The sequence below is a fragment of the Luteibacter yeojuensis genome, from assembly GCF_011742875.1.
In the GTDB taxonomy this organism is placed as follows: domain Bacteria; phylum Pseudomonadota; class Gammaproteobacteria; order Xanthomonadales; family Rhodanobacteraceae; genus Luteibacter; species Luteibacter yeojuensis.
In genome coordinates this window covers 1-20,207 of record NZ_JAAQTL010000004.1, presented here as the reverse complement: position 1 = coordinate 20,207, position 20,207 = coordinate 1, and the positions used below count along the sequence as shown (strand labels likewise).

Here is a 20,207-nt window from a genome sequence, read left to right as displayed (position 1 = left end):
AGTCTTGAGCGGCCAGACCGACACCGCCGTCCACGACGAACGCCTGCAGGATCTTTTCCGCGACGGCATCGTCGCGGAGGACCTGCCGATCCTGTTTCCGCTTTTGCGCGGACGCGGCCTGTTGCGTGCGTTTTCCGCCCTCTTTCACGGCGGCGAGACGCAGGTACTCCTGCGCCTGCTGGTGTTGCGCACCCTCGGTGCCCGATCCCATGCCACGGAGTGGGCGCCACAGGAGATCCGAGATCAGCTGGCGTTCGTCGATCCGGTGAAACTCGAAACCGTCGTCCAACGGCTGAAGGACCACGATCTTCTTGTCTACGACGCGGAAACCACGCGTTACCGCGTCGGTAACCTGGGTCGCAAGGCGCTCGGCGCCTTGGCGACAATGCTCGAATTCGAGCAGGGCGACGACGATGGCCTCGGCTATCTCACCGCGCAGCTCGCCGCGGGTCAGTCATTGGGCCGGATATCCACCGACGAACTCGGCCATTTGCTCTCGCGGCTCACGGAGCTGAAAGAGGACTTCGACAGGGCCGTGCTATCGGGCTCGGAACACCGCATACGTCGCGCGTCCGAGCGTCTCGAATCGGTATGGACCTGGGTAGAGAAGGGCACGGAAATCGTCGCCGCCATCACCCGCGAGGACGAACTGGAGCCTGCGGTACACCGTCTCGCCCAGGCAGTGGGGCGAGCGCAGAGCGCGCTCCTGCGCCAGGCTGGCATATTCCAACGCGAACTCAACAAGATCGACCAGCATCGCGTGCACCTGGGTCGCACCGGCCTGTCCTCTTCCGATCTCGTCGGCTGGCTGAGGGCTCAGGATGCCGCCGGCCTTGCTGCCTTCGAGGACGGCCAGCTGTTGCTGCCCCTGCCTGCCGCGTTCGTGCACGACCAGATCGCGCTGGACGTGGCCGAGTACGAACTGCTCGAGCGCGAGCGCGTTGCCGCCGCCGTCACCGGGTTGCCGACAGCGGAAGAACCGCCGAATACCGCCGATCTCCCGGTGGACGAGGAAGACTTGCGCTTCCTCGAAGAATGGCATGCCGAGTTGGCCGCCATCGAGGCGCCACGCGAGCTTGAAACGACCCTGATCGGCGACGACTACGCCTTGTCCGCCTATCGCCTGTCCCTGCTGGGCTTGCTTGGCGACCCGGAATCGGCAGCGCTGGAAGGAGGTACCGCCGAACTGGCCCGCTTGCCGCTTGCCCTGGAAATCGACTCGGGGAAGCCTCTCGTTTCGACCGACCTGCCCCAGATTGCCCTGATTAGCTCCGGGCGCCTGCGCCCGCGCGATGGAGCGAAGGACACCACCGATGCATGACGATACCGCCAGCCTGGTCACCCGCCTGCTCGCGCAGCGCTGGCTGCCGCGCGACGACGCGCAGGCGCGCAAGGCACTGCTCGACGATGCCTACCGCGAAGAACTCGACCGACGACTCGAGGCCGTTGGGCTGGAACTCCGGGAACATCCTTATGCTGCCTACATCGGCCTGGCCGTATCGAAGAAGAGCGAGCGCGCGGTCTTCGGCGGCAGCGACAGCTGGATATCCAACACGATGCAGCTCGATCGCGACGGCGTGGCGCTGCTGGTGGTGCTCTGGGCGCTCATCGTGCTACCCAAGCGCCAGCGCCAGGTGGAACGGCAGGAAGTGGAAGCCGCCGCCTCGCAGAGCCAGATGTTCGCCGAGGAAAAGCCCATTCCGCGCGACCCCACCATCTCGCCGGTCATCGCCGAGCGCACGCTCCTGGCCGATTTCGGCGAGAAGCTCGGCGGGAAAATGCGCATCAATATTCTGCTGGGGACCCTGGCCCGCCTGGGTTTCATCGTACGGCGCCGCGGCGAAGGAAGCGCAGGCCGCCTGATCGCCGAAGGGCCGCTGCTGGACCTGGCATTCGATTACGAACGTACCGCTCGCCGGATCCTTGACGGCGCATTGGGCGATCTGCTCGCCGAGACCGCAAATCGACCGTTCGTCGAAGCCGCGGGCGACAGCGAGGAGCTTGACGAGGCCATGGAAGACGGCGAGGAGAATCAGAGTGTTTGATTTCCGCAACCTCGAAGTCGTGCACTGGGATTACTGGCAGCGTTTCAGCCTGCCACTGGACACGAACATCGTCACGGTCGTCGGTCCGAACGGCTCGGGAAAGACCACGCTGCTGGATGCCCTGCGCACCCTTCTTACCATCGACTGCGCCGGCAATCGCGACTACAAGAGCTACCTGCGCCACAACGGCAAGCCCTTCGCATGGCTGCGCGCCCGGGTCGGCAACGTTCCGGGGCCAAGCGGCGAACGCCCCTTCTTTCCATTGATGGACCGCGAGGTCACCCTCGCCTGCCGCATCCAGAAGAAGGGCGGCGAGTGGACGCGCCAGTACGCCGTGCTCGGCGGCGACGTGAGCATCGAGGACATCGAGGAGAGGGGCGAATTCCTGGGCCTGCGCGAGTATCGCGTGCGGCTGGAAGGCGCCGGTCTTTCGCAGGCCATCCGCCGCGTGCTCACTCTCGAACAGGGCGCGACCGACAAACTGTGCCAGTTGCCGCCAAAAGCGCTGCTCGAACTCGTCTTCGACGTGTTCGGCGACAAGGCCGTGCTCGACGACTACCAGCGGGCGCGCAGCGAACAGATGGAGGCCGATCGCGAGCAGCATGGCCTCGAACACCAGCTGTCGCTCATCGGCGTGAGCCTGCAGGAAGCCGAGGCACGTGCGCGCTCCTTCCAGGAATGGAACGCGCTGAAGACCGAGCGTGTCGACCTGGTGTCGGACATCCTGCCACGCACGGAACTCGCCGATCTCGGCGCCGGCATCCGCGGGGCCCGTCCGCAGCTCACGGGAGTGAAGCGCCGCGTCGCGGAGCTCGAACGCCGCGACGCCGAACTCACCCGCCAGCTCGGGGAATGGGACGCCGCCGGCGAGTCGCTGCGCGCCGAACAGCACGAGGCCGACCTCGCGCGCCAGCAGACGCAGAAGAGCCTCGATGCCGCACGCGCGGAACTGGCGCAGAACGACTTGCTGATCAAGCAGGAGACCCGGCTGCGCGAGATGCTTACCGCGCAGGGCGGGGCCGACCATGAACGGCTGGCCGACGTGGCGCGGGACGCACGCGCCCTCGCGAACCAGTTGCAAGGGGAAGAAGGACGCCTCCGCCAGGACCTCGCCACCCTGACCAGCCAGCTTGCTGCCTGGCGCAACGGCCGGCGCTACACGCCGGATTTCGAGGCCTCGTTCCGCCGTGCGCTCGACGAGGCCGGCATCCGTCACAGCATGCTCAGCGAAATCGTGGAGATCGTCGAGCCGCGCTGGCAGCCGGCGGTGGAAGCGGTGCTCGCCGGTTACCGCCACGTGGTGCTGCTGGACGACCCGCGCGATCGCGAGAGGGCATGGAAACTTGGCGAGCAGCATCGCTACAGGCATTTCGTCGTCGCCGATCGCGCACCCGCGGAAACCGCGACGCACGGCTCACTGCTGGAAGTGGTGGCATTCTCGGCCGCCGCCCCCGACTGGCTGCTGCGCAACCTCGATCGCATCCGTCGCGTGGACGACGTGGCCGAGGGCTCGAAGTTCGGCCGCGAGCAGGACTGGATCACGCCGCAGGGCTATTTCCGCGAACGCCGTGGCGGCCGCCACCTTGGCGTGGACGACATGTACTTTGGCGCCTCGGCCCGCGAGCGCCAGCTCCGCGACGGCGAGGCGAAGCTGCGCGACATCGAGGGCCGCCTACGCGACATTGCCACCGAACGCAAGGAAGCCCTGGCCCGAGCCAGCGATGCCGAAGCCGTGCTGCGCGGCGCCAGCGCCAGCAGCCAGCTCGCGGACCGCGCCGACGAGTTCGCGGAGGCGCACGAACAGCAGACGCGATTGCGCGAGGACGTGCAGCGCACGGCCGACAGCCACGTGGCGGCGGAAGCCCATTACGAAGCCGTACGCGAGAAGCGCCTGAAAACCTCCAACGCGCGCGACAACGCGGCGCGCGAACAGCGCGACGTGCAGCGGCAGCTCGCGGACGCCGTGCGCCAGCATCACCAGTTGCGCGGCGAGCAGGTCGAACGGCTGAAGGCCTTCCGCACCAAGCGCACCCATGTGCCCCTGCACTACCGCAGCCGGAGCGCGAACACGGCATTGCGCGAACGCTACGAATCGCCCGCGGCGGTGCGTCGCGAGATCGAACGCGTGGAGCGCCGCCTCGAGGAAGGCCATTGGGAGCAGGACCCCAGCGTGCTCGCCCTGCGCGAGAAGCTGCTTTCGGATCACGAAGGCCTGAAACACGACCTGGAGAAGCGCCGCCTTCATCTCGAGCGCGCTTCGCGAATCACCCACGAAGCCCGCGGTGCCTACATCCAGGTGCTGCGCAACACCGTCCGCCGTTACGCGAAGAACCTGAAGGTACTCGCGGAACTGGCCGGCATCGGCGTCGACGTCGATCTTCCGGAACTCAGCAACGACGACCTCGCCCTCGCCTCTGCCGCGCTGCACGTGCGCTTCGAATTCGACAAGAAGGGTTGGATCGGCATGGACGACGGCGAAGCGTCCGGCGGTCAGCAGGTAATGAAATCGCTACTGCTGCTCGTGGCGCTGATGCGCGACGAGGACCGTCCAGGCGGCTTCGTCTTCATCGACGAACCGTTTGCCCACCTGGATATCTTCAACATCGACAAGGTAGGCGCGTTCCTGAAGTCCACGCGCGCCCAGTACATCCTCACCACGCCCGCCACGCACAACGTCAACGTGTTCCAGCCATCCGACCTCACGCTGGTGACCAGCAAGCGCCGGCCAGGGGCGACATGGGCCCAGCCGCTGGCCGTGCTGCGTCGCCGCACCGAGGTGGCGTGATGACGAGGGCGACCGACCGGACATGGGGGTCGCCCGACGAGGAGGGCATCCGTACCAGCTATGCCTCGGCGAGCCGCCTTGCCCGGTGGCGGCTCGCGGACGCCGGTGCCCGGAGCATCGCCACCCTGCTCGGGGAAGAGCGTGCACTGGTGGTCGACCTGTTGCGCGGCAACGGCAGCACCGTCAAGGGCAGGACGCTATTCGCAAAGGCGGGCAACGCTCGCCATGTCGCCATCGCCGCCGCCGATTACCTGCTGACCCAGGGGTGGATCGAGCTGAGCGAGAAACGGAGGGGCAGCCAGTGGGACATCGTCGCCATGCGCTGGCTCGACGCCGACGGATTACGCGACAGGCTCAACCTGCCCCGCCGCGACACCGAAGCGGCCCGCCGCGCCGAAGCGCTGGCGTCACCTCCGAAGGATGAACGACTCGCCGGACTGCATGCCAGCCTGCGCACGCTGGCCATGCGAACGCTGATTCGCCGGGCGGCTCTCGTGGCGAAGCTGGACACATGGTGCGCCGGCGGGCTGAACGGTACCCGGAATAGCTTTGCCCAGTTCGCGGTAGACGACACCCATGGCATGACCGCCGCCGATTGGCACTGGATGGCCAACCATGTCGACCTGGATGAACTCGGCATTTCCCGGCACACGCCCGCGCTCTGGCTACGTGCACCGCTCCGCTTGGGCTTTCGCGGAGGCAGGCACGTGGACCTTTCGCCGATACCCGACATGATCGCCTTGAGTCCGCTCACTGTTTCAGGCATCGAGCGTATCGAAGGTGGCCCGCTTGCCTGGGTGTTGGTGGAGAACCGGACCAGCTTCGAGGGCTTGGCGAGGACATCGGGCGACCGGTTCGCCGTTGTCTGGATGCCCGGCTACGTTCCCGATTGGTGGCTGGAAGCCATGCAAGTCCTTTCCAGGCTCGTGCCCGTGCCAGCGCTCATAGCGGCCGATCCCGATCCCGCAGGCATCGCGATCGCGATGCGCGCGTCGAAGCCCTGGGGTTCACGCTGGAAGCCGCTGGCGATGTCGCCTGCCGCCCTGATCGCAACGGGGCGGAGAAAACCGCTCACCGATCATGACCTCCTGCTCCTCGCCGGGCTTCCCCGCGCCGGCCTTCACCCCACGCTGGCTGCGCTTGCCGATGCCCTTGCTGAGCATGGCCGCAAAGGCGAGCAGGAAGCGCTCGACCTTTCCACCTGGATCGATCAGTAAAGACCAGTCTCCCCGGGCGCGGAGTTATCCTCGCCCGATCCGTCCAATGCATCGCCGCTGCTGTTGGTCGGCCGCTGGCGTGTCGGGTCGTGCTCGTCGTAGTCGTCATGCATGCGTGCCCGCTGGCGCGAGAGCAGATAGGCGGTGACGAGCGCGCCGATGCCTACACCGACGGCAACGCTGATGGCCGGATGCCGGCGCACCCGGCGGCTCGCGCCACCGAAGGCGTCGCTGGCCAGCGCGCCGGCACGGCCGGCATATTCGCGTGCCGCCCCGAGCGCCTCGCGCGGATGATTGCCCATGGCGGCGCCCGCGAGGCGATGGGCTCGGCCAAGCAGTTCCTCGCCGACGCTCTTGCTGCGGAAAAATGTCATGACAGCTGGCCTCCTTCGTTTGAGGCACCAAGCTGACTTGTCACACGTGACGGGAACGCAGTGCCGACGTGGCGCGGGCATGATGGCGCCCCGCAAATTGGCCACCGCTTTGTAGGAGCCGCTATAGCGGCGAGAAAACCTCGCGGCACTTCGCAAGATGGCTCTCGCCGCTATAGCGGCTCCTACAGGCGCGCGGCTCGGATCAGGACAAGCCGTTCAGCCAGGCGTCGTCGGAGCCCTCTTCCACGCCTTCGAACAAGAAGGTCGACAGGTAACGCTCGCCCGTGTCCGGGAGCATGGCGAGGATGACGCTGCCCTTTTCCGCGTCCTTGGCGTACTTGAGCGCCGCCGCCACCGTCGCGCCGGCGGATACGCCGACGAACAGGCCTTCCTCGGCGGCAAGGCGGCGTGCCGTGTCGCGCGCCTCCACTTCCTCCACGGTCAGGTCCAGGTCGAAGATCTTCCGGTTCAGCACGTCGGGCACGAAGTCCGGCGTCCAACCCTGGATCTTGTGCGGCGACCAGGGCTTGTCCTGCAGCATCGACGCCACCGCCGGCTCGGCCACCACGATCTTGACCTCCGGACGCGCCACCTTCAGCACCTCGCCCACGCCGGTGAGCGTACCGCCCGTTCCCCACCCGGTAACGAAGGCATCGAGCCGGCGGCCGGCGAAGTCCTGCTGGATCTCGGCGGCCGTCGTGTTGCGGTGGTAGGCCGGGTTCGCCGGGTTCTGGAACTGCCGGGGCAGGAACCAGCCGTGCTTCGCCGCAAGCTCCTCCGCGCGTCGAACCATGCCGCTGCCGCGCTCGGCCGCGGGCGTGAGGATCACCTTGGCGCCATAGGCGCGCATCAACTTGCGGCGCTCCACCGAGAAGCTGTCGGCCATCGTCGCGACGAACTTGTAACCCTTCGCCGCGCAGACCATCGCGAGGGCGACGCCGGTATTCCCGGAGGTGGCCTCGATCACGGTATCGCCGGGCATCAGCAGGCCCTTCTGTTCCGCATCGAGGATGACGGCGATGGCCAGGCGGTCCTTCACCGATCCGCCGGGATTGAACGATTCCACCTTCGCATAGAGCGTGACGTGAGAGGGAGCGATGCGATGCAAGCGCACCACCGGGGTACGGCCGATGGTGTCGAGGATGCTGTCGTGGATCATGGAAGCGTTCCTTGGGTGGGGTCTGCCAGGAACCAAAGGTACTCCCGCACGGCATGGGGCGACAAACCTCCGGCGATCGCTCAGACTGCCCGTCCATGAACAGACGTCCTTACGCCCTGCTTGCCGGTTTCGTCCTTGTGACACCCGTCTTCGCCCAGGACTTCCCGCGCACCCCAACGGAGTATCTGCGCCGGATGGACGGCAACGGCGACGGCCACATCGACGAGGCGGAATACGTGCGCTACATGAGCCAGGGCTTCCTGCGCATGGACGTGAACGGCGATGGGGTGCTCGACGCGAACGACGGCCCCACGCGCCCCGGCGCCCGGCCCGTGCACCTCGAGGAATTCCAGCGCAACCTCATCCACCAGTTCCACAAGCTGGACCGGAACCACGATGGCGTATTGAACGCGAAAGAACTCGCCCAACCGCCGCTGTAGGAGCCGCTATAGCGGCGAGAAGCCAACGAAGCGACGAAGCGGTGAGGCAAGGCCTCCTCGCCGCTATAGCGGCTCCTACAGGAGGCGCGCTACCGCATATGTTCGGCTATGCTCGGCGCTCCCTGGGGAGGGCCGATGAATACGACCGAAATGTTCCTGATCGCGATGGCGATCATCCTTGCCGTGCCGTACCTGATCTGGCGCGTGGGTCGTACCGATTACTGGGCGCCGCTGGTGGTGGTGCAGATCGTGGTCGGCATCGTGCTGGGGCCCGGGGTGTTGGGCAAGATCTTTCCCGATTATTACGCCACGGTGTTCGCCCCGCCCGTCATCGGCGCACTCAACGGCATCGCCTGGTGGGCCGTGATGGTGTTCGTATGGCTCGCGGGGCTCGAACTGGACCTGCACGAGGTATGGCGGCGCCGCCGCGAGTGCGGGACCACCGCCGCCCTGGCCCTGGCCGGACCGCTGATCGTCGGCTGCGCCGCCGCGGTGGGCATGCTCGCCTGGCGCGGCGGCTGGATGGGCGAGGCCGCCGAGCCATGGCAGTTCGTGCTCGGCGTGGGCATGTCGTGTGCGGTGACCGCGCTCCCCATCCTCATCCTCCTGCTGGAAAAACTCGACGTCCTGCGCGAACCGTTGGGCATGCGCGTGCTGCGTTACGCCAGCCTCGACGACGTGGCGATCTGGGGCGTCCTCGCCATCATCCTGCTCGACTGGAAGCGCGTGGGTCACCAGGCCGCCTTCCTCGCCGGTTTCGCGGTCGCGGCCTGGCTCTTCCGCCGGCTGATGCGGCGGTTGAAGGAAACCGACCGCTGGTATGTCGGGCTCATATGGCTGGCGGTCTGCGCGTACGGCGCCGACTGGTCGGGCCTGCACTACATGGTGGGTGCCTTCCTCGCCGGCGCGATCATGGACCGCGACTGGTTCGCGCTGGAGCACGTGGACACGCTGCGTCACAACGTGCTGCTGGTCGTGATGCCGGTCTTCTTCCTCTCCACGGGCCTGCGCACGAACTGGTCGATGGGCGGGACGGCGGTATTCATCGCCGCGGGGGTGTTGCTCGTCGCGTCCGTAGGGGGCAAGCTCGCGGGAGTCGGCCTGGCCGGCAAGCTTCTCGGCTGGCGCCGCGGCGATGCCTGGACTATCGGCTGGCTGTTGCAGACCAAGGCGCTGATCATGATCATCTTCGTCAACATCCTGCTCGACCGGCAGGTGATCACCAGCGAAACCTTCACCGCGCTGCTGCTTATGGCCGTGGCGAGCACGATGCTTACGGTGCCCATCGTGGCACCGCGCCTGAAACAACTGGTCTGAACTCCCGTATCGAATCATGGAATCGCCTAGCCACACCCCCGTTCGCCGTGCCGCCGTGATCTTCATCTTCGTCACGGTGCTGATCGACATCCTCGCCTTCGGCATCATCATTCCGGTGCTGCCGCACCTGATCGAAAAGATGACCGGCGGCACCGTCTCGAACGCGGCATGGTGGGTGGGCATCTTCGGCACCGTCTTCGCGATCGTGCAGTTCATCTGCTCGCCCATCCAGGGAGCCCTGTCCGATCGCTTCGGACGGCGCCCCGTGGTGCTGCTTTCCAATCTCGGCCTCGGCCTGGATTTCATCTTCATGGCGGTCGCGCCGTCGCTGTGGCTGCTGTTCGTCGGCCGCGTCGTCTCCGGCATGACGGCGGCGAGTTTCACCACGGCGAACGCCTATATCGCGGACGTGACCCCGCCGGAGAAGCGCGCGGCCGCGTTCGGCATGCTCGGCGGCGCCTTCGGCATCGGCTTCATCATCGGCCCCGCCCTGGGTGGCTTCCTCGGCGGGATCGACCTGCGCCTGCCGTTCTGGGTCGCCGCGGGACTGGCACTGACCAACTTCCTCTATGGCTTCTTCATCCTGCCGGAGTCGCTTCCGCCGGAGAAACGCGCGGCGCGTTTCGAGCCGCACACTGCCCACCCGCTGGGCGCGATGAAGCTCCTGCGCCGGAACCCGCAGGTGTTCGGCCTTTCGGTGGTGATGTTCACGTTCTACCTGGCCCACTATGTCTTGCAGACGGTGTTCGTGCTCTATGCCGACTACCGCTACGGGTGGGGACCGCAACAGGTGGGCTACGTACTGGCGCTGGTGGGCGCCTGCGACGGCACGGTGCAGGCCTTCCTCACGGGCCGCCTCGTGGCCCGGTTCGGCGAACGGCGGGTCATGGTCGCGGGCCTGGTCTTCGGCGCCGCGGCGTTCGCCACGATGGGCCTCGCCTCCTCGGGCTGGGCATTCCTCGTCGGCATTCCGCTGATGTCGCTCTGGGGCCTGGCCGGTCCGCCGATCCAGTCGATCATGACCCGGCACGTGGCGCCCGACGAGCAAGGTCGCCTGCAAGGTGGCGTGACCAGCCTGGGCAGCTTCGCCGGCATCTTCGGACCCTACCTGTTCGCCCAGATCTTCGCGTTCTGGATCGACCCGGCCCGGACCTTCCATGTGGCGGGCATGCCGTTCCTCGTCGCTGCCGCCCTCGTGGCCGTCGGCGCCGTGGTGGCTATACGCGCAACCCGGGGTGAACCGGAGCCCGCCATGGCCCCTGAAAACGTGAGCTAATCCGCAAACTTCATCGTATGATGTGCCCCGGATTGGCAACTGACGCGACGGTCGGAGCGTGCGTTTGGACAACCAGCTCTGGGAAAGCAAGTATCACGAAGCCGTGGAGCGGATGACCCGTGAAGAGGCGCAATGGCGCACCGCGGAATCGCTCCTTCGCCAGCTGGTAGGTTGCCTCGGCCGTGTCGCCCACGGCGCGCACGACCGCGTGGATCCCCATATCGAACGCCTCTCGGCCGCCCTGTCGGGGCCGATGGAGCCGCTTGCCCTGGAGCCGCTGGTAAACGGCCTGGCCGAAGCGATCCAGGCACTGGGCGAGCAGCCGATCGCCACCTACCAGGAGCGCTCGATCTCCATCGGCCGCCCGCAGCGGACGGAGCACGGCTCGTCCGTGCAGTCGTCGCTCAGCCGGCTGGTGGATCGCATCGTGGTCCTGCCGCGCCTGGCGGACCGTGCGCACGACCTGCGCCACCAGGTGGCGGATGCCGGCGACCTCGTCGCCCTCGCGGCCTGCGGCGACCGCCTGGCCGACCTGATCAACGAACAGCGCATCGGCCTGCAGCGCGAGATCGACGCCTTGCAGGTGGTGCTCCGCCACGTCACCGGCCGTCTCGACGAGATGAGCCAGTACATGTCGCGCGAGCTGGCCGACCAGTCCACCGGCGAGTCGAACGGACAGGCGCTGGACGCCTCGGTGGCGCACGAGATGCGCCTGCTCAGCGAGGCCGCGCTCGAGATCGACGACGCGCACGAACTGCGCGAGCGCGTGAACCACAGCCTGGAGACCATCGCGCTCTGCTTCCGCGATTTCCGCGACCGCGAGGGCGCGCGTCTCACCGCCTATCGCGAACGCGCCGAAAAGATGCGCCAGCGCATCGAACAGCTGGAAACCGAGCGCAACACCCTGCAGCGGTCGCTCGAACGCGAGCACGAACTCGCGCAGACCGACACGATGATCGGCATGCCCAACCGCCTCGCCTACGAGAAGCGCATCGAAGCGGCTTTCGAGAGTTGGCAGGCCACCTCCCGTCCGCTCGGCATCGCGGCGATCGACATCGACCACTTCAAGAGCATCAACGACACCTACGGCCACACGGCGGGCGACGCCGTCCTGCGCATCATCGGCCAGGCACTGCTGAAGCATGTGCGCCCGTGCGATTTCGTGGCGCGCTACGGGGGCGAGGAATTCATCGTGATCTTCGACGGCGCGGACGAAGCCGAGTCGTTGCAGGTGTGCGAGCGCCTGCGCGGCAAGATCCAGCACCTCGCCTTCCACGCGAGCCGGCAGCCGGTACGCGTCACGGCATCCATCGGCCTTGCCCAGTTCCAGCCGGGCGACACGCCGCAGTCGGTGTTCGATCGCGCCGACCTCGCCCTCTACACGGCCAAGAACGGCGGTCGCAACCGCTGCGTCGCAGGCTGAGATCCACTCCCGCAGGAGTCGCTTAGCGGCTCCTGCGGAATCGCGCCCACCGAGCTATGCGGCGACGCCGAACAGGCGCCCCACCACCGCGGTAAACGCCATGGCCAGCGCGCCCCACAACAATACGCGCGCGACGCCGCGCGGCACCGAAGCCCCTGCCATGCCGGCGGAAGCCGCGCCGAGGATCGCCAGGCCCAGCAGCGACACACCCACGGTGACAGGCACCGCCAGGTTTCTTGTCGACAGGAGGACCGCCAGGATCGGGAGGATCGCGCCGCTGGCGAAGCTCATCGCCGATGCGGCGGCGGCTTGCAGCGGACGTGCCGCCGTCGTGACCGACAGCCCCAGCTCGTCGCGCGCATGGGCCCCGAGCGCGTCGTGGGCCATCAATTGCTCCGCCACGCGATCGGCCAGCTCGCGATCCAGTCCCCGGCGAACGTAGATCTCGGTCAGTTCCTTGTGCTCGCCCTTCGGGTCCTCGCGCAATTCGTGCAACTCGCGCGCCAGCTCGGCCTGCTCGCTGTCGGCCTGCGAACTCACGGAGACGTACTCGCCCGCCGCCATCGACATGGCGCCCGCCACGAGGCCCGCCACGCCGGCGATCATGATGTCGGATGGCCTCGCCTGCGGTGCCGAGGCGACGCCGACCAGAAGACTCGCCGTGGACAGGATGCCGTCGTTGGCGCCGAGCACGGCGGCGCGAAGCCAGCCGATGCGGTCGAGGCGATGGCGTTCCCGGTGGCGGATTCGCAAGATCATGCCGCCGATCCTACCGGGACGGGCGTCGACGCGCGAGCCACGACACCGCACAATACGGCGCCGCGGCCCGCGGGCCGCCAATCACGACAAGAGCCCACGACCCCATGTCCATCTCCATGTACCAGACCTGCGTACCCGTCCTCGTCCGCGCGCTGACCAACCTGTCCGGCGTGCTGGCCAAGGGCGCGGCGCACGCCGCCGAGAAGAACATCGCCCACGAGGTGATGCTGCATACGCGCATTACCCCGGACATGTTCCCGCTGGCCCGCCAGGTGCAGATCGCGACGGATATGGCGAAGGGTGCCGCCTACCGTCTCGCCGGCAAGGACGTGCCGAAGATGGAAGACAACGAAACGACGTTCGACGATCTGCAGAAACGCATCGAGACCGTCGTCGGCATGCTCAAGCAGTTCAAGCCCCAAGACATCGACGGCAGCGAAGACCGCGATATCGTCCTGCCGCTGCGCTCGGGCGAAATGCACTTCCGCGGCCAGGATTATCTGCTCGCCTTCGTGCTGCCGAACGTGTTCTTCCACTCGACCACGGCCTACGCGATCCTGCGCGGCGCGGGCGTGGCGCTGGGCAAGATGGATTACATGGGCAAGCCGTGAATCACTGCGCCCCTGCGAAGGCAGGGGCGCGGCGACTTCGGCGGAGCCTACGACTTCAGCTTCCACCCGGTGCGGAAGATCCACCAGACGATGCCGAGACAAATCACCAGGAAGCCCACCGTGGCGCCCACGCTGACCACGACGTCCACGTCCGCCTTGCCGTAGAAACTCCAGCGGAAACCGTTCACCAGGTAGACCACCGGATTGAACAGCGTGATCTTCTGCCACACCGGCGGAAGCATCGAAATGGAATAGAAGCTTCCGCCGAGGAAGGTCAACGGCGTGATCACCATCAGCGGCACCACCTGCAGTTTCTGGAAGTCGTCGGCCCACAGGCCGATGATGAAACCGAACAGGCTGAAGGTGACGGCGGTGAGCAGCAGGAAGGCCACCATCCAGAAGGGATGCAGGATCTCGTAGTCGACGAAAAGCCGTGCCGTGACCAGGATCAGCAAGCCGAGGATCACCGACTTCGTCGCCGCCGCGCCCACGTAACCCAGCACCACCTCCACGTACGACACGGGCGCCGAGAGCAGTTCGTAGATCGTGCCCGCCCACTTCGGCATGTAGATGCCGAACGACGCATTGGAAATGCTCTCGTTGAGCAACGAAAGCATGATGAGGCCGGGAATGATGAAGGCGCCGTAGCTCACGCCGTCTATCGCCCCCATGCGCGAGCCGATGGCGGCACCGAAGACGACGAAGTATAGCGACGTGGAGAGCACCGGCGAGGCGATGCTCTGCATCAGCGTGCGAAACGTGCGCGCCATCTCGAAGCGGTAGATGGCGCGGATCGCGTAGAGGTTCATGCGCGGCTCCTCACCAGGCTGACGAAGATGTCTTCGAGCGAACTCTCGCTCGAATGCAGGTCCTTGAAATCGATGCCCAGCGTGCCGAGCTTGCGCAGCAGTTCCGCGATGCCGGTGTGTTCGCCCTGCGCGTCGAAGGTGTAGGTGAGGCTCCCGCCGTCGGCCGAAAGTTCGAGCGGCCATTCGGCGAGGCCTTCCGGCAACACCTGGAGGGGAGTCTGCAATTGCAGCGACAACTGCTTCTTGCCCAGCTTGCGCATCAGCGTGTGCTTGTCTTCCACCAGCACCAACTCGCCCCGATGGATGACGCCGATCCGGTCGGCCATCTGCTCGGCTTCCTCGATGTAGTGCGTGGTGAGGATGATGGTGACGCCCGACTCCCGCAGGCGACGGACCATCTGCCACATGTCGTGGCGCAGCTCCACGTCGACGCCGGCGGTCGGCTCGTCGAGGAAGAGCACGCGCGGCTCGTGGGCCAGGGCCTTCGCGATCAGCACGCGGCGTTTCATGCCGCCGGAAAGCGTCATGATCTTCGCATCCTTCTTCTCCCAGAGCGAAAGCTCGCGGAGGACTTTTTCCAGGTGAGCCGGGTCCGGCGCCTTGCCGAACAACCCGCGGCTGAACTTCACCGTGGCCCAGACGCTCTCGAAGGCGTCGGTGGAGAGTTCCTGCGGGACGAGGCCGATGAGACCGCGTGCCGCGCGGTAATCGCGCACGATGTCGTGCCCGTCGACGGTCACCGTCCCTTCGCTGCCGTTGACGATGCCGCAGACGATGCTGATCAGCGTGGTCTTGCCTGCGCCGTTGGGACCCAGCAGTGCGAAGATCTCGCCGCGGCGGATTTCCAGGTCCACGCGCTTGAGCGCCTGGAAGCCGATCTTGTAGGTCTTGGAAAGCCCGTGCACGGCGACGATGGCGTCGGACCTGGGCGTTGTCGCGTCGAGTGGCGGCATGGGAACCCGCTTGTTCGGAGGGTAAGCGGGCGATGGTAGACCCGAACGCGCATGGGGGCGAGGCTTGGCGTTCGCCTGGATGGAAGCCAGCGGCCTCATCAACACTCACTCGCCGGACTGCTTCCGATGGGCCGAGGTCGGCCGTAAATCGTTGTCACGTAAGGCTTAACGGCTTTTTTAGCCCACCGGGCGTAGCGTCACTCCAGGGGCCGCATCAGCGGCCTCGTCCGTCTGGTACACCTGCCTTCGCGAGGGTTCCATGGCTTCGAGTTCCGCCCAACTGTTCATTCCGTACAGCGAATCGACACAGGGACCGTGGATCGTGCGCCGTGCGGCATCCCTCCTCCTCGGCCCCTACGATTCGCAGGCGGCCGCTCTTGGTGCCGCCGAGGCCATCGCACCCGGCCTGTCCGCCGAACTCGGCCGTCCCGTGGAGATCCACATTCAGCAAGCCGACGGCACGTGGACGGAACACAACTACGTGGTGGCCGGCCTGGTGGCCGGCGCGGGCACGCCGCCTGCGGGGATGAACCGGCGCCACGCCTGAGGTTCGTGGGGTGAGACGTCGATAAGGTAACCTTGCAGGGTTGCCTTGCCCTCCCGTACCCCGCCCATGCTCACCGACGACACCAAAGCCGCGATCCGCGCCGCCTATGCGCGGCTGAAGGACGGCCTTGCGGGGTTCCGCGGTCGCGCCGCGCAGCTGAAGATGATCGCCGAGGTGGCCAAGGCGCTCTCCGAACCCGCTGGGGCCGCCGTGATCGAGGCGCCCACCGGTACCGGCAAATCGATGGCCTATCTCATCGCGGGTCTCGAAGCGGCCCGGGCGCAGAAGAAGAAGCTGGTGATCGCCACGGCGACGGTCGCGCTCCAAGAGCAGCTGGTCCAGCGTGATATTCCCCAGTACCTCAGCCTTTGCAGTGTCGAGGCCAAGGTCGCGCTCGCGAAGGGTCGCGCTCGCTACCTTTGCCCGCGCAACCTGCGGATGGCAGGGGCCGAGCCTTCTGCGCAGAGCGGCTTCGAATTCGACGCCGACCTCGCGCTGTGGTCGCGGCCACCGGCCGAACGCGACACCAAGGCCATCGAGAAACTGGGCAGGATGTTCGAATCGCGCGAATGGAACGGCGATATCGACATGAGCCCCGAGCCCTTGTCCGATCTCGTGCGCGGCATGATCACCACGAGCGCCGGCGGCTGCACCGGCCGGAAGTGCGGTGCGTTCGCCGCGTGCCCGTTCTTCGTCGCCCGCCGCGCCATCGGCGAAGCCGACATCGTGGTCGCCAACCAGGACCTGGTGCTCGCCGACCTCACGATGCCGCGTGACGAGGACACCTTTGGCGGCGTGATCCTGCCCAAGCCGGAGGAGACGCTGTACATCTTCGACGAGGCCCACCACGTGCCCGGCAAGGCGATCGACCGCGGCGCTGCCGATGTGCATCTCGCCACGGCCGTGCGCCGCATCGGCCGCCTGCAGAACCAGATTCACGGCGCCTATTCGCTCACCGACAAGGAAAGCATCGGCAACCTGACGCTGGAAGCCGGCGACGAGAAGATGCTCGAGATGTCGAACGCGCTGGAGGAGATCGAGCGCGAGATCCGCATGTCGTGGACGCCTTCGTCGAGCGAGACGGAGCCCGTGTTCCGCGCCTCGCTCGGACAGCTCCCGGAAAACTGGAAGATGCACGCGGAGCACCTGCACCTCATCACGAAGGACATCCAGCGCTGGTTGCGCACCGTGCGCCGCACCGTCGTGGAGATGGAGGCCGGCGGTCCCACGCAGGAAGCCCTGTCGCGCGAACTCGGCGTGGCGCTGGAACGCCTCGACCGGCAGGTGCGCACTTGGTACGCGTGGTCGACCGACGATCGCGAGAACGGTCCGCCGCTCGCACGCTGGGTCAGCATGACCCCGGAACAACAGCTGGTTTGCCATGCCTCGGCGGTATCGGCCGGCGGTTTGCTGCGAAGCGTGTTGTGGGACAACGCGTCCGCCGTGGTCATGACGTCGGCTACGCTCAGTGCCGGCGGAAATTTCCGCGGCTTCGCCGATTCGGTGGGATTGCCCAACGAAGCCGTGACGATCAGCCTGCCCTCGCCCTTCGACCTGGAACGACAGGCCACCCTCGCCGTGCCTGCGCTGAACACGCTGCCGGACGATCGCGAGGGTCACGCACGCGAGGTTTCCGAATGGCTGGCGAAGCACCTCGACTGGGACGCCGGCAACCTCGTGCTGTTCACGTCGCGCGCCAAGCTGGATCGCGTGTTGCAGATCCTTCCCATCGAATTCGTGCGCAAGGTACGCGCGCAGGGCTCGTTGTCGAAGGCCCAGCTGATCGCGGAGCACTGCGCGGATATCGAAGCCGGCAAGGGCAGCACGCTGTTCGGCCTCGCTTCCTTCGGCGAGGGCCTCGATCTTCCCGGCAAGCTCTGCGAGACCGTGGTGGTCACGCAGCTTCCCTTCGCGGTGCCCACCGATCCGGTAGGTGCCACGTATGCGGAATGGCTGGAATCGCGCGGCCGCAATCCCTTCATCGAAGTAAGCGTGCCGGATGCCACGCGGCTGCTTACGCAGTACTGCGGTCGCCTGATTCGCACGGAAACCGATACGGGACGGATCGTGTTGCTCGATCGTCGCGTCGTCACCAAGCGCTACGGCACGGGCATGCTTCGCGCGCTTCCTCCTTTCGCCCGCGAGATCGAGCGCGTCGCATGAGCATCCTCCGATTCGACGACCTGAAAGCCGTGCCGTGGAAGAACGGGCTTGGCATGACCCGCGAGATAGCGGTCGAACCGGCGGGAGCGTCGATGGACGATTTCCTCTGGCGCGCGAGCATCGCCGACGTGGACACGGCTTCGCCGTTTTCACGCTTTCCCGGCGTCGACCGGACCATCGTGCTGCTCCAGGGTGACGGGTTCACGATGACGCTGGATGCGGGACACGAACACGCGTTGACGACACCCTGCGTGCCGTTTGCCTTTCCAGGCGAAGCTGCCGTCGAGGTAACGCTCGCCGGCGGAGCGACACGGGATTTCAACCTGATGGTTCGACGGGGAAAGGCCAGCGGCACGATCAATGTCGTCTACGGGCCGAACCGGCTCGAAGCCGACGATGTGGCGTTGTTGCACGTGGCTCGCGGAACCGCCGTCGTCGACGGCGTCGCGTGCGCACCCGGCGACACGCTTACCGCCCCCTGCAAGATCGAACTCGCTGATGAAGCGGCAGCGCTCCTGGTGCGGATCAAACGCAACGACACCTGATCGTCGCCCCTGCGAAGACAGGGCCCAGCGACTTGCTTCGCGCCGAACCTCAGGCCGCGCTCTCCGCGTCCAGATTCCCTGAGTCGCCGCCACCCCCCGGCTTTTGCCGCGCCCATAGATCGACGGACGTCAGCTGGAACGGCACCGGAGGAACAGCCTGCCTCCAATCGACGATTCGCGGAAAGAAGACACGAAGATCGTTCACCAGCGCCAGAAAGCCGCGATCATGCTCGGACACGACAAACACCTCGCCATCGTCGAGATGAAAGAACAGGAATACCGTTTCCCAGGCGACGCCAGGTAGATCGTCGCGATTCCCCGCTTCGATACGAACGATGCTGTCCGCCGGAACCTCTTCCAGACGGAAGCGCTTCGGGTGGAAGAGAATGGTCCCGGCATCCCGGTCGTAACGCACGGCCGCGCTCGTAGCCAAGCGCTCGCGCAACCGCCTGAGCAACGGCCAGAGCCTATGTAGTGGATTCATGTCCATGCAGTGGCGGCCCCCTACCGCAACGGCGTGGTTCAAACGAGGTTCACTCCCCATGCGCATCGTAGGGGGTCGTCCCCACGGAATCCAGCCATGCCTGCACCATCCAGGGCCGGCCCCATCGCCACCCAGCCCCTCGCCCCCGTCAGCCATCTCGACCTCGAGCGCTATGCCGGTACGTGGCATGAAATCGCCCGGCTGCCGATGTACTTCCAGCGCAAGTGCACAGGGCCGGTCACGGCCACCTACACACTCCGCGCCGATGGCACCGTTGCGGTGCACAACGAATGCGTCACGGCCGATGGGTCCGCCATCGCAAGCGACGGTGTGGCGCGACGTCCGGAACCGTTTTCACAGGGCAAGCTGGAAGTGCGCTTCGCACCGAAATGGCTGTCGTGGCTGCCCATGGTGTGGGCGGACTATTGGGTCATCGCTCTCGACGATGATTATCGGTGGGCGATGGTTGGGGAGCCGGGGCGGAAGTATCTTTGGATTCTCTCGCGTACGCCGGGGATGGATGAGGCGACGTTCTCTTTGCTCAAGGAGCGGGCTGCCGCTATGGGCTATGACTTGGCGCCGCTGGTGATTTCGGGTGAACTGGACTAATGCAGATCAATCCCTATGGAAGGTTTACAAGACAAGGGGCGTCGCCCAGAGACTCCTCATCGGTTCTGCGGAGAATAGTGTTTATAGTCATCGAATTCCCATTCACCAACCCGGGCTAGCTTCGTCGCAATCTCATCCCATGTATCTCCCTCGCATGACTGAGCATATGATCCGACCAATTCAACTATCTCATTAAAGTCGTAAGAGAACACAAGAATGAGATTTCGACCGAATGAAGCGTTGGCGAGATTCCCGCACAGCCGTTCAGAAATCAGCCAAGCTGGCGTACATATGCAGAACTGAAAAAGATCGGCACTGTCACTGCCCTGGCTTCCAATTCGAGCATGACACCAGAACCCGAAACGATCACTGACAGCGGGTATAAAACTCGGCATGTCTACGTCCGAGCTCGATATCGATTTCAATTCTGCTCTCATAGCTTCACCGTGTTATATCGATATGGCCGTTATTCTCCCACCTTCCTTGTGGGACATTCCTCGATTCAAGATTTGCCTGGACACCAGTGACGGCTCTTGAGCCACCTTTCTCTGCCGGAAATCTATACTGCCTCTGACCTGCCCCCACTGAGCCCTACCACATGAAGCTGTAAAGTCCGTCAATCACGAGGACGGATATGAAGAAGAGTCGTTTCACCACCGAGCAGATCATCGGGTTTATCAAGCAGGCTGAG

At 65.9% G+C, this 20,207-nt stretch carries 20 protein-coding genes; 13 read left to right on the top strand and 7 right to left on the bottom strand.

Annotated elements, in window-relative coordinates; genetic code table 11:
- Positions 1-4 precede the first annotated feature (4 nt).
- The 4 genes from HBF32_RS18695 to HBF32_RS18680 are packed head-to-tail and all read left to right on the top strand — an operon-like array spanning position 5 to position 6,047.
- Entirely contained in the window at positions 5-1,321 is a 1,317-nt protein-coding gene (locus HBF32_RS18695) for a hypothetical protein (RefSeq protein WP_166701325.1), read from the top strand.
- Positions 1,314-2,045, top strand: coding sequence for a hypothetical protein (locus HBF32_RS18690; protein ID WP_166701324.1), 732 nt, complete (start codon positions 1,314-1,316; stop codon positions 2,043-2,045). Before HBF32_RS18695 ends, HBF32_RS18690 begins: the two co-directional genes overlap by 8 nt.
- Positions 2,038-4,830, top strand: coding sequence for an AAA family ATPase (locus HBF32_RS18685; RefSeq protein ID WP_166701323.1), 2,793 nt, complete (start codon positions 2,038-2,040; stop codon positions 4,828-4,830). The genes HBF32_RS18690 and HBF32_RS18685 overlap by 8 nt, the downstream gene beginning before the upstream one ends.
- Positions 4,830-6,047: a toprim domain-containing protein gene (locus tag HBF32_RS18680; protein WP_166701322.1), complete on the top strand. Its 1,218-nt coding sequence runs from the start codon at positions 4,830-4,832 to the stop codon at positions 6,045-6,047. Before HBF32_RS18685 ends, HBF32_RS18680 begins: the two co-directional genes overlap by 1 nt.
- Here HBF32_RS18680 and HBF32_RS18675 read toward each other — a convergent pair.
- Complete coding sequence (locus HBF32_RS18675; protein ID WP_166701321.1) at positions 6,041-6,421, bottom strand: hypothetical protein; 381 nt, start codon at positions 6,419-6,421, stop codon at positions 6,041-6,043. The two genes, HBF32_RS18680 and HBF32_RS18675, sit on opposite strands and share 7 nt — an antisense overlap.
- 202 nt (positions 6,422-6,623) lie before the next feature.
- A complete protein-coding gene (gene cysK / locus HBF32_RS18670) occupies positions 6,624-7,580 on the bottom strand; it encodes a cysteine synthase A (RefSeq protein WP_166701320.1) in 957 nt (318 codons plus the stop codon).
- Positions 7,581-7,675: 95 nt separating this feature from the next.
- On the opposite strand from cysK, the gene HBF32_RS18665 reads away from it, so the two are divergent.
- The 4 genes from HBF32_RS18665 to HBF32_RS18650 all read left to right on the top strand — a co-directional run bounded on the left by HBF32_RS18665 (position 7,676) and on the right by HBF32_RS18650 (position 12,036).
- Positions 7,676-8,020, top strand: coding sequence for an EF-hand domain-containing protein (locus tag HBF32_RS18665; RefSeq protein WP_166701319.1), 345 nt, complete (start codon positions 7,676-7,678; stop codon positions 8,018-8,020).
- Positions 8,021-8,155: 135 nt separating this feature from the next.
- Positions 8,156-9,337 carry a cation:proton antiporter gene (locus HBF32_RS18660; protein ID WP_166701318.1) on the top strand — a complete coding sequence of 394 codons (1,182 nt, stop codon included), beginning with the start codon at positions 8,156-8,158 and terminating at the stop codon, positions 9,335-9,337.
- A 13-nt stretch (positions 9,338-9,350) separates the two neighbouring features.
- Positions 9,351-10,613, top strand: a complete 1,263-nt coding sequence (locus HBF32_RS18655; protein ID WP_425482258.1) for a TCR/Tet family MFS transporter — start codon at positions 9,351-9,353, stop codon at positions 10,611-10,613.
- Positions 10,614-10,671: 58 nt separating this feature from the next.
- Complete coding sequence (locus HBF32_RS18650) at positions 10,672-12,036, top strand: diguanylate cyclase (RefSeq protein ID WP_166701316.1); 1,365 nt, start codon at positions 10,672-10,674, stop codon at positions 12,034-12,036.
- 54 nt (positions 12,037-12,090) lie between these two features.
- Here the strand turns inward: HBF32_RS18650 and HBF32_RS18645 are convergent, their stop codons facing one another.
- The gene (locus tag HBF32_RS18645) at positions 12,091-12,789 is read right to left on the bottom strand and encodes a VIT1/CCC1 transporter family protein (protein WP_166701396.1); all 699 of its coding nucleotides are present in this window, start codon (positions 12,787-12,789) and stop codon (positions 12,091-12,093) included.
- Between the two features lie 110 nt (positions 12,790-12,899).
- On the opposite strand from HBF32_RS18645, the gene HBF32_RS18640 reads away from it, so the two are divergent.
- The gene (locus HBF32_RS18640) at positions 12,900-13,406 is read left to right on the top strand and encodes a DUF1993 domain-containing protein (protein ID WP_166701315.1); all 507 of its coding nucleotides are present in this window, start codon (positions 12,900-12,902) and stop codon (positions 13,404-13,406) included.
- A 47-nt stretch (positions 13,407-13,453) separates the two neighbouring features.
- Here the strand turns inward: HBF32_RS18640 and HBF32_RS18635 are convergent, their stop codons facing one another.
- Positions 13,454-14,215: an ABC transporter permease gene (locus tag HBF32_RS18635; RefSeq protein ID WP_166701314.1), complete on the bottom strand. Its 762-nt coding sequence runs from the start codon at positions 14,213-14,215 to the stop codon at positions 13,454-13,456.
- Positions 14,212-15,168 (bottom strand): ABC transporter ATP-binding protein, encoded by a 957-nt coding sequence (locus HBF32_RS18630; RefSeq protein ID WP_166701313.1) that lies wholly within the window; start codon positions 15,166-15,168, stop codon positions 14,212-14,214. The genes HBF32_RS18635 and HBF32_RS18630 overlap by 4 nt, the downstream gene beginning before the upstream one ends.
- Before the next feature lie 259 nt (positions 15,169-15,427).
- Here HBF32_RS18630 and HBF32_RS18625 point away from each other — a divergent pair, with 259 nt between their 5' ends.
- The 3 genes from HBF32_RS18625 to HBF32_RS18615 all read left to right on the top strand — a co-directional run bounded on the left by HBF32_RS18625 (position 15,428) and on the right by HBF32_RS18615 (position 18,423).
- Complete coding sequence (locus HBF32_RS18625; protein ID WP_166701312.1) at positions 15,428-15,715, top strand: DUF2188 domain-containing protein; 288 nt, start codon at positions 15,428-15,430, stop codon at positions 15,713-15,715.
- A 66-nt stretch (positions 15,716-15,781) separates the two neighbouring features.
- Positions 15,782-17,878: an ATP-dependent DNA helicase DinG gene (gene dinG, locus HBF32_RS18620; protein WP_166701395.1), complete on the top strand. Its 2,097-nt coding sequence runs from the start codon at positions 15,782-15,784 to the stop codon at positions 17,876-17,878.
- Positions 17,875-18,423, top strand: a complete 549-nt coding sequence (locus HBF32_RS18615) for a HutD/Ves family protein (protein ID WP_166701311.1) — start codon at positions 17,875-17,877, stop codon at positions 18,421-18,423. The genes dinG and HBF32_RS18615 overlap by 4 nt, the downstream gene beginning before the upstream one ends.
- A 49-nt stretch (positions 18,424-18,472) precedes the next feature.
- Here HBF32_RS18615 and HBF32_RS18610 read toward each other — a convergent pair whose 3' ends face one another.
- On the bottom strand, positions 18,473-18,838 hold the full coding sequence (locus HBF32_RS18610; RefSeq protein ID WP_166701310.1) for a hypothetical protein: 366 nt from the start codon (positions 18,836-18,838) through the stop codon (positions 18,473-18,475).
- A 165-nt stretch (positions 18,839-19,003) separates the two neighbouring features.
- Between HBF32_RS18610 and HBF32_RS18605 the strand changes: the two genes are divergently transcribed.
- Positions 19,004-19,516 (top strand): lipocalin family protein, encoded by a 513-nt coding sequence (locus tag HBF32_RS18605; RefSeq protein WP_166701309.1) that lies wholly within the window; start codon positions 19,004-19,006, stop codon positions 19,514-19,516.
- A 56-nt stretch (positions 19,517-19,572) separates the two neighbouring features.
- Here the strand turns inward: HBF32_RS18605 and HBF32_RS19765 are convergent, their stop codons facing one another.
- On the bottom strand, positions 19,573-19,953 hold the full coding sequence (locus HBF32_RS19765) for an immunity 8 family protein (protein WP_425482257.1): 381 nt from the start codon (positions 19,951-19,953) through the stop codon (positions 19,573-19,575).
- Between the last annotated feature and the right edge of the window lie 254 nt (positions 19,954-20,207).